The 9537-nt window shown below is 29.0% G+C and carries 13 protein-coding genes; 12 read left to right on the forward strand and 1 reads right to left on the reverse strand.

Translation table 11 applies throughout. From position 1 onward, the window contains the following. Positions 1-201: 201 nt before the first annotated feature. Complete coding sequence (locus QP548_RS16560; RefSeq protein WP_003465074.1) at positions 202-606, reverse strand: helix-turn-helix domain-containing protein; 405 nt, start codon at positions 604-606, stop codon at positions 202-204. A 149-nt stretch (positions 607-755) separates the two neighbouring features. Here QP548_RS16560 and QP548_RS16565 point away from each other — a divergent pair, with 149 nt between their 5' ends. The 12 genes from QP548_RS16565 to QP548_RS16620 all read left to right on the forward strand — a co-directional run. Further along, the gene (locus QP548_RS16565; RefSeq protein ID WP_003453254.1) at positions 756-962 is read left to right on the forward strand and encodes a helix-turn-helix transcriptional regulator; all 207 of its coding nucleotides are present in this window, start codon (positions 756-758) and stop codon (positions 960-962) included. 95 nt (positions 963-1057) lie between these two features. Then, the gene (locus QP548_RS16570; protein WP_004461341.1) at positions 1058-1432 is read left to right on the forward strand and encodes a hypothetical protein; all 375 of its coding nucleotides are present in this window, start codon (positions 1058-1060) and stop codon (positions 1430-1432) included. A gap of 61 nt (positions 1433-1493) precedes the next feature. After that, a complete protein-coding gene (locus tag QP548_RS16575) occupies positions 1494-2597 on the forward strand; it encodes a CAP domain-containing protein (RefSeq protein ID WP_061429479.1) in 1104 nt (367 codons plus the stop codon). A 67-nt stretch (positions 2598-2664) separates the two neighbouring features. Continuing rightward, positions 2665-3039 carry a type II toxin-antitoxin system PemK/MazF family toxin gene (locus QP548_RS16580; RefSeq protein ID WP_003463943.1) on the forward strand — a complete coding sequence of 125 codons (375 nt, stop codon included), beginning with the start codon at positions 2665-2667 and terminating at the stop codon, positions 3037-3039. A gap of 139 nt (positions 3040-3178) precedes the next feature. Next, a complete protein-coding gene (locus QP548_RS16585) occupies positions 3179-6742 on the forward strand; it encodes a SpaA isopeptide-forming pilin-related protein (protein ID WP_075809397.1) in 3564 nt (1187 codons plus the stop codon). 70 nt (positions 6743-6812) lie between these two features. Beyond that, positions 6813-6941, forward strand: coding sequence for a hypothetical protein (locus QP548_RS16590; protein ID WP_003449039.1), 129 nt, complete (start codon positions 6813-6815; stop codon positions 6939-6941). Positions 6942-6956: 15 nt separating this feature from the next. After that, complete coding sequence (locus QP548_RS16595; protein WP_061429477.1) at positions 6957-7214, forward strand: hypothetical protein; 258 nt, start codon at positions 6957-6959, stop codon at positions 7212-7214. Positions 7215-7223: 9 nt separating this feature from the next. Next, the gene (locus QP548_RS16600) at positions 7224-7868 is read left to right on the forward strand and encodes a class D sortase (RefSeq protein WP_061429476.1); all 645 of its coding nucleotides are present in this window, start codon (positions 7224-7226) and stop codon (positions 7866-7868) included. 10 nt (positions 7869-7878) lie between these two features. Next, positions 7879-8181, forward strand: coding sequence for a hypothetical protein (locus tag QP548_RS16605; RefSeq protein WP_012478262.1), 303 nt, complete (start codon positions 7879-7881; stop codon positions 8179-8181). 3 nt (positions 8182-8184) lie between these two features. Next, on the forward strand, positions 8185-8403 hold the full coding sequence (locus tag QP548_RS16610; RefSeq protein WP_004461335.1) for a DUF4236 domain-containing protein: 219 nt from the start codon (positions 8185-8187) through the stop codon (positions 8401-8403). A gap of 63 nt (positions 8404-8466) precedes the next feature. Further along, on the forward strand, positions 8467-9231 hold the full coding sequence (locus QP548_RS16615) for a DNA adenine methylase (protein ID WP_081109979.1): 765 nt from the start codon (positions 8467-8469) through the stop codon (positions 9229-9231). 25 nt (positions 9232-9256) lie between these two features. Beyond that, the coding region (locus tag QP548_RS16620) for a hypothetical protein (protein ID WP_284905658.1) at positions 9257-9537 on the forward strand (281 nt) is incomplete at its 3' end.

Here is a 9537-nt window from a genome sequence, read left to right on the forward strand (position 1 = left end):
TAAATAAACTGAAAAATTTCCAGTTTATTAAAAATTGGAAATTACCATATTTTTTTTATAGATAATTTGATACAATGAGAACAAGAGTTCGCATAATGATGAGAACAACAGTTTGATATAATTTATTTTTTTTGAGTTTAGAGTTTATAAATAAAATATCAAAGATTTATAAATCTTTGATATTTTAAAAAAATGTATATTTTAACTTTCCAAAAATTTTATTATAGAGTTTAAATCTTTTATAGTTTTATGTATTTCTTGTTCTTTAGAAATATAGTAATTTTTTTTATTTTTTAAAATATCTAATAAATCAAGTTTTTCAAGTGTATCTAGATTTTGTTTTTTTAATGAATCATATGAAATTAAATTAGCTAAGAATTTAGAATCAATTTTTTTAAATATTAGATAGTCTAAAGATACATTAAAAAATTTAGAAATCTTAATTAAAACATTTAAAGTTGGTTCGCTTTCTCCAGATTCATAAAATGAGAGAGAAGATCTAGATATACCCAGTAATTTAGATAATTCTGATTGACTTAATAAATTTAATTTTCTAAGAGTTTTTAGATTATTGGGAAAAAAAGATAAATTATCTATTTTTATCACCTCATTTCAATAGGTTTAGTTTACCAAGAAAAAATATTAAAGATCACAAATGTTATTATATTGACTAAAATGTTTATATATTGACATTGCTGAGTGAGCGTGATAATATATAGGTAAATTAAATGAAAATATGGATAAAGGTGATAAATATGGAAAACAAGCTAAGCTTTCTAAGAAAGAATAAAGTGCTTTCTCAACGAGAAGTTGCTAGCTTAATTGGTAAAGAAGCACGTTTTATTCACAAATTAGAAAATGGGAAAGTAAAAAACCCTAGTGCAAGTGAAGTCTATAAATTATCTAGAATATACGATACAAGTATGGAAGAAATTTATAGAGCAATAGTATTAAACAACTAAATAAATTAAATTTAAGTTTTGTCCCCACTTTAAAAAGGAGTCGAACTATGCCTTTTTTTAATACTCTTTTAGGACATTTTTAGGGAGTTGATGATTTGAGAGGAAAAAATGAGCTTGATAAAAGTAAAGTTAAAAGTCTTTACTTGGATGGATTTTCAGCTAATGAAATAGCAATTAGAATGGATTCAAATCGAGAAGCCGTAAAGAAATGTATTCAAAGAAATTTTTCTGATTTAAGGGAACACAACAAAGCTAAAAGGGAATTGAAAAAACTACAAAATGAAGAAATAAGAAAAATTACTCATAGAGAATGTAAAAAGTATATGAGTGATAGAAACTTTGTTAAGACTAATAGTTCCATTTACAAACATAATGGACATGGAAATTTTAGTGTTAAAAAAGAAGAAGAAATTGGATGTGTAGTTCCTTTCGACGTTCCAAAACATTTTAGTTTTAAGAAAAAGTTTTAGACAACTTGGTACATATGCGAGATATATTTAAAAAATATTATTTCAAAGGGAGAGAGTTAAAATGAATAAGAGAATTAAGGCCATAATAGAATTTGTGAAAGTACATAAAAAAGAAACTATAGGAGTTGCAGTCGCTTTAGGAATAGCAGTTGTTGGTGTAGGTGGATATGCAATAAATAAGCATTATGCAAACACTGATACTAACAATATAGCTTTAGCTGAGAAAAAAGAAGATCCTAAGGCAAATGAAGATAAAAAGCTAGAAGAAAATAAAGAGGCAAATAATGAAGAAGTAACTGTAGAAGAACAAGAAGATGGATCATTGATTGTTAAAGATAAAGATGGTAATACCATTGCCGATAGCTCAAAAGGAGACGATGTTTCTAAAATAGTTGAAGAGAAAAAAGAAGCTGGAAGCAATGTTAATATAAAAAATAAAAAGGGTGAAGTTGAAAAAGTAGAGAGTGTTGATAATGGAACTATAAAAGTAACCAGTGGTGAAACTATAGGTTCTAAAACAGAAAATAAAGTTCAAGCTTCACAACAACCAAGTGGTGAGAAGGTTGAGAAAGTGGAGGATATAAAAGGAACTACTGCAAGTAGTGAAGGAAGTATTACAATTGTAAAGCCTAGTAAGGAAGAAAGCTCTAGTAAGCCTGAAAGTAAACCACAAGAGCAACCTGAAGAGTCAAAGCCTGAAGAAGCTCCACAACCTTCTCAAAAACCAGAAGAAAAGCCACAGGAAAAACCTGTAGAAAAGCCACAAGAAATAAAACCAGTTGAACCTGCAAAACCTCAAAAACCTCAAAGAACTTGGGAATATCAAAGTGGTATGACTCAAGAGCTTTGGAATGATTTTAATGCTTATAGACAGTCTCAAGGTTTAAATGCCTTAAACTGGAGTGGTAAATATGCTGGATGGACAAAGAGTCATTGTGAAGAAATGGCAGCTAAGCAAAGAGGCTTCCACAAAAATTATCCAGAAGGTGGACAAATTGTTTTAGATGGAGATGCAGTTAAAAGTGCATCAGGATTTTTAAATGTATTTAAAAATTCTCCAGCTCATAATAAGAATATGTTAGATCCGGATTTAACAGAAGGAGCTTGTGCAGTGTATAAAGACAGTAATGGAGCATATTACGTTGTAATAGGATTTGACTATTAATTTATATATAAAGATCTAGAGTTTTACTCTAGGTCTTTTTTGATACTGTTTTTTAGGGGGAGAACATATGGGAAGAGTGAGGAAAGATTTTTATAAAGGAGAAGTCTATAGGGGTGATATTTTCTATGCAGACTTAGGAGACATAAAGAGTAAGTTTGGTTCAGTACAAGGTGGAATTAGGCCAGTTATTGTAATTCAAAATGATATTGGTAATAGAGAAGGTGAAACTTTTATAGTTACTTCTGTAACATCTAAGCCTAAGAGAAAAATGCCAGTACATACTAAAATAATAAAAGAATGTTTAGAAAAGCCATCTACTATTTTATTAGAGCAAATAACAACTATTTCTAGGTATCAGATGAGAGAGAAAATAGGAAAATTGAATGGATATGAAATAAAAGAACTAAATAGAGCATTAGGAATAAGTATTGGTTTAAGTTAGAAAGTTCAAGAGTGTTGCAATTAAGCAGCACTCTTTTTAAATACAAATTTTTAGAAAGGAGAAAAGAAAATGAAGTATTTTGATACATCTTAAATTAATTTATCAAAATAAAAAATAAATAATATGGAGGAGAAAGAAAGTGAGTAAAAGAAAAAGATTTAAACTAATTACAACGATAACTTTAATTTTTACATTCTTATTGACTAACATCAAAGTATTTGCAGTAGAAATAAATTCTACAGACGCAGAGAGTTATCTAAATTACAACTCTCCAACTTGGGGAAAGGTTCTTCCTATAGGTAATCATAGATACTATGCTCCAGATCTAAGGACCTGTTATTGTCTAAACACAGGGGCGCTGAATCCGACTGGACAAGATTACACAGAAGAAATACCACTAGATGGGGGAATAGAAACTATTATCTACTGGGGATATCCTGCTAGGGATGGTTCAGAATGGGGAATATCAGCTGATGAATATAGATATTGTACTCAACTTGCTATTTGGGCTTATCAAAAAGAAGCAGGTTTAAGCAGAGGGTTAGTAAGATCAAGACTTCAAGATGGAACAGTACCTTTAAGTAGATTAAAACCAGTAATAGACTTTTTAGTAGAAAAAGGATTAAACAAAGAATTACCAACATTCTTTGAAGTTACTCCTAGTAATATAGTTGCTCATCAAGAAGGTGATTATTTCGTTTCTGAGCCTATAAAATTAAAATCTGACTATGAATTTAAAGATGCTAAGGTTACTATAAAAAGTTCAAGTAATCCAGGATTAAAAGATGTAGTTAAGATAAAAGACATGGATGGAGATGAAAGAAATACCTATAATTCTAACGAAAGTTTTAGAGTATATATTCCTATAGACGCTGAAACTGGTGATATTAAAATAGATGCTAAGGCAACTGTAGAATTACCAGCTTCTTTAGCGTATGCAACCCCAGTAGCAGGTAAACAAGATATGTCTCTTGTTAATATATCACCTCAAGCTATGAATAAAGATAATGTTAGTGTATCCTGGACTGGTTTAAATGGAGCTATAGAGATTGTTAAAAAAGGAGATGATGGTTCTCCTTTAACTGGTGCTAAGTTTGTTTTGAAAAACAAAGAAGGTAATCAAATAGCTGAAGCTACATCAGAAAATGGTAGAGTAGTATTCAATGACATTAAGCCAGGAGAGTACATCATCGAAGAAGTTGAAGCTCCACAAGGATATTTAATTACTAATCCAGTTAATATTACTGTAAAACCTAATAAAGTAACTACTGCTGAAATGGTTGATACTCAAATAAAAGGAAGAGTAGAAATAACAAAAATTGATGAAGAAACTGGCGAACCAATTTCAGGTGCAGAATTTGAGATGGTGAAGGCTGATAATAACGAAGTAGTTGAAAAAATGACTACAGGGGAAAATGGAAAGGTATTAAGTGGATTACATCCTTTTGGAAACTACATTGTAAGAGAAACAAAAGCCCCAAGTAAATATGTGCTTAATGGTAAAGAATATCCAGTTACTATTAATGAACATATGAAAACAATAGAAATTACTCATGCTAATAGAAAAATTAAGGGTAGAGTTTCAATACACAAAATCGATGAAGAAATGCCAGAACTTAGTTTAAAAGGTGCTGTACTTGGTATTTATGATGATGCAGGTAATGAAGTTGATAGATTAACAACTGACGAAAAGGGAGCTGCAACAAGTAAGTATCTAGATTATGGTCACTATATTGGTAAAGAGCTACAAGCTCCAGAAGGTTACAAGTTAAGCGATAAAACTATAGACATAAACATAACTGAAGATGATAAAGTTTATTCTTATGACTTTACTAACAAAGTTATGAAAGGTCGAATTCAAATAGTTAAAGTTGATAGCGAAAACGAAGAAAAACCAGTTGCTAACGCAGGTTTTAAAGTTGTTGCAGTTAATGTTAATGGTATAGAACCAGGAACTATTGTAGATAAAGTTAAAACTGATGAAAATGGATTTGCATTTACTAAGGATCTTAGATATGGAGTGTACAAATTCATTGAAGATGAAACTCCAGAAGGATATTGGGCTAGTGATAAGGAATACACAATTAACATAAATGAAGATAATAAAGTTTATGTTAAATACGTTAAAAACGCTCCTATCCAAGCTAAGTTAAGGGTTGTTAAAGTTGACTCTAAAGACAGTAAACCACTAGAAGGACTTAAATTCCAAGTTAGAAATACTGATACTAATAAGCTTGTAGAGTTTACAAACTTTGTAGGAATAATTCCTAATAAAACAACTACTTTAACAACTGATAAGAATGGAGAAATAATAACTCCACAACACTTAGCATACGGAAATTATCAATTGGAGGAGGCAAAACCTAAGGATGGTTATATAAGCATAAAGCCAATACCTTTTAAAATAGACGAAAATGCCGCTCTAGAAGATATTAAGGACTTAGGTACTGTTTATACTATTAAGGTATCTAACGACCGTATAACAGGCGATATGGAGCTTTTAAAGATAGATTCAGAAACAAAGAAACCTTTAGCTGATATTGAATTTAAAGTTACAGCTTTAGATGGCCTAATGAAAGGACAAACTTGGGACTTAAAGAGTAATGACAAAGGAATAGTTAGTTTAAAAGGTTTAGAATATGGTCATTACAAAATAGAAGAAGTTAAAACACTTTGGAATTACGTTATTAACAAAGAGCCTATTTTCTTTGATGTTAAAGAAAATGGTCAAGTAATTAAACTTGAAATGGAAAATAAAAAGATAAGAGCTAATGCAGAATTAATCAAGGTAGATTCAGAAACTAAAAGACCACTTGAAGGGGCTGAGTTTGAACTTTGGAATGGTGAAAATCTTGTAGGAAATTACACAACTAACAAAGATGGAAAAATAGTAGTTGAAAACTTAGAAGCAGGTAACTATTATTTCAACGAAATTAAAGCTCCAGATCATTATGAAATAAATCAAGATCAAGATTTAAGTTTTGTAATAGATAAAGACGGTGAAACTAAGACTGTAACTGCAGAAAATAAAGTAAAAACTGGAGAAGTAGACTTTACTAAAACTGATGTTACAAATGGTCAAAATATTGAAGGTGCTAAAATAGAGATAGTAGGAATAGAAGAACAAAACAAACATGTTAAATTTGAATTTACTTCAAGTTTAGCTGGCAATAAATTCACTTTACCAGAAGGTAAATATGAGTTTAGAGAAACTCAACAACCGGAAGGATACGAGCTTTCTACTGAAGTTGGAACTTTTGAAATTAAAGGTGGAGAAATTATAAAGGCCAACTTAAAGAATGAAAGAACTACAGGAAAACTTATCTTTACTAAGACAGATGTTGCTACAGGAGAAGTTCTTGAAGGAGCTAAAATAAAAATTGAATGTCTTTCTGGCTTAGATAAAGGAAAGGTTATTGAGTTTATTTCTTCAAAGAATGGAAATGAGTTTGAATTAGCAGCTGGAGAATACAAAATCTCAGAAACTCAAGCTCCAGAAGAATATGAGCTTACAACTGAAACTGGAACCTTTAAAATAGGTGAACATGGGGAAGTAGTTAAGTGTAACCTAACTAATAAGAAATTTGAAATTGTTAAAACAGGTTCAAGCTTCGATGTTAATGCATTAATTCCATTTGGAATTATATTAGTAACAGGAGGCTTAGGAGCATTAATACTTTCAAAGAAAAGAAAATTATCATAATTTTTTTAATTAAGAGAGTGCCATAAGGTACTCTCTTAAGTTTACATAAGAAAATAAGGAGATGGGATGTATGGTTATAACTATTATTTTAGGATTGATTATTATAAATACTTTTATGTATATGAGTTTATTTAAAGTGGCTAAAAAAGCAGATGAAGAACTTGAAATATTATTTAAAAAACATAATTTTCAACAATAAAAGGGAGTGAGAAAAATGAGTGAAAACTTATTATGTGAAATAGAAAAATTAGATTTAGAATTTAGTTCTTTATCAAATAGAAAATTAAATAAAAAGGACCTAGAATACAGAAAATATTTAATTTCAAAACTACAAAGATTATCGAAAGAGTATCTAAGAGCTTGTGGAATAAGAAATAAATATAAACTTGAAAAGATCCTAAGAAAGTATTACTTTGAATATCATATAAAAACATATTTTAAGTTTTTTAACTTTAATAATATAGCAGTTTAGGTGTCAATTATGATGAAGAAAGGATTTATAACATTAATCATAATTGGAATATTGTTAATAGGAGCAGCTTTATTTATTGAGTTTAAATCAAAGTCAATCCAGGATGATTTAGTTCAAAAATACGAAGAAAAAATGTATAGTAATTCTTCAGTAAATTATAGTATTCCTGAAACAACTGAAAATATAGAGAAAAAAGAAGTAATAAAAGATACTTTTACTAAACCTAATAACAATAAGAAAAATGAAAAAAATGATTTAATTGGGATATTAGAAATAGATAGTATAGGGGTTAAAGCTCCTATAGTTTTAGGAGAAGAAAATCTGGATTATGTAGTGGCTAAGTACAGGTCAAGTTCTGATTTTGGAGAATTAGGAAATGTAATATTAGCTGCACATAATAATATGCGTGGATCTATATTTAGAAACCTTCATAAGCTTAAAATAGGAGCTACAGTAAAAATAATATCTGATAATAAGGAACTTGAATATAAAATAACAAACCGATATATCGTAGAACCTAATGACACAAGCAAAATAAATTTTTCTAATGACAAGAAAGAAATAACTTTAATAACTTGTATTAATCATGCTAAACAAAGATTAATTTTAACTGGAGAATTAGTTAATTTTAACTTGGTACTTAAAATAAAATAGGAGGAAATAAATGTGTATGAATAAGAATACTAGAAAGATAGGCGAAGTTAGAAAGAAAGTTGAAGCTATAAGAGAAGAACTAGAAAAGGATGTTCTTTTTACTGCTAAAACACAGGAGTCAAAGGAGAGAATTAATGTAATAATAACTCAAGATGCCAATGATAAAATAATGGACTTTATGTATGATAATGCAAAGGTTCTTAAAGAACAATATGGCATACAATCTAGAAATAAATTATTAGCTGCAATTATAGAATTTGAAGCAGATCATATAGAAAATATATTTGAAAAGTTAAAAAGAAAGGAGAGATAAGATATGGGATTTAGTTTAAGAAAGTCTTTTAAAGTTGGTAAAAATTCTAAAGTTAATTTATCAACTGGAGGGGGTGTGGGATTTAGTACAGGTAAAAAAGGAGCGAGAGTTTCTGTAAATAAAAATGGAGTAAACTTATATGGTGGTAAAGGTATTTTACGATTTACTAAACATATTAGTTTTAAGAAAATATTTAGTTTTTTAAACAATCTAAACAAATAAAATAATCATATAAAACGAGTTGTTCTCCAAGAACTTAAATAATGTTCAAGGGGGAATTTTTTTATGCAGAAATCAATGTTAAAACCACCAATTACAAGGTTAGGTGGTAAGAGTAAATTAAGAAAAGAAATAATAAACATGATGCCAGACCATGTGTGTTATGTAGAACCATTCTTTGGAGCGGGGTGGGTGTATTTTGGAAAGGAAAAATCAAAGATTGAAGTTATAAATGACATTGAAAATGAAATACCAAACCTATTTAAAATTATAAAGTATCATGCTCCAGAAATGAAAAGACTTCTGTCCTATGAAATATCAGGAAGAAGTATCTTCGATGAATATAAAAATGCTACTTTGGAGCATTTAACCGATATACAAAGAGCTATAAGATTTATGTACCTTATAACTCAAAGTTTCGGTGGTCAAGGTAATCATTATGGTTATGGAACTAATACATTACCATCACAAAAAATCTTTGATTGTAATTTAGATGAGCTTCAAGAAAGATTAAAAAACACCTATATAGAAAACTTAGATTTTCAAAAAATAATTGAAAAATATGATAGGGAATATACACTATTTTTCTTAGATCCGCCGTACTATGGTACAGCCGGATATAAAGCAGAGTTTGGAATAAAAGAGCAATTAAAACTTAGAGATATTCTTAAAAATATCAAAGGAAAGTTCATTCTAACAATCAATGATTGTGAAGAAACTAGAAGCTGGTACAAAGATTTTAATATTAAAGAAGTTGAAGTACATTATTCAGTTTCAAGGCAATCAGAAGGAAGAAAAAGAAACAAAGAGTTGATAATTACAAACTATTAAAAAGTATATGGAAGGAGATAAATTTATGGCTGCAAAGTTAGATAAAAATTTAAAGGAATTAGCACAAGATTTATTAAAATTACAAGGAGTAGAATATATAGATTGGTTAAATAAAAAGCATCAAGAAGTAATAACTAAGAATACAAAGATTATAAGAAATTGTGTTAAAAATGAAATAAAAAACTCAAATAAAAAAGATGAAGTTATAGAAGAAATTAATCAAGAAAGTAATGAAAATCTTGAAAGTTTTGAAGATGAAAATTACAATGAGGATGAAGTAGAAAGTGAACGGAAGGAGTTAATTTA

The organism is Clostridium sp. UMB9555A (assembly GCF_030222355.1).
GTDB lineage: Bacteria > Bacillota > Clostridia > Clostridiales > Clostridiaceae > Sarcina > Sarcina perfringens.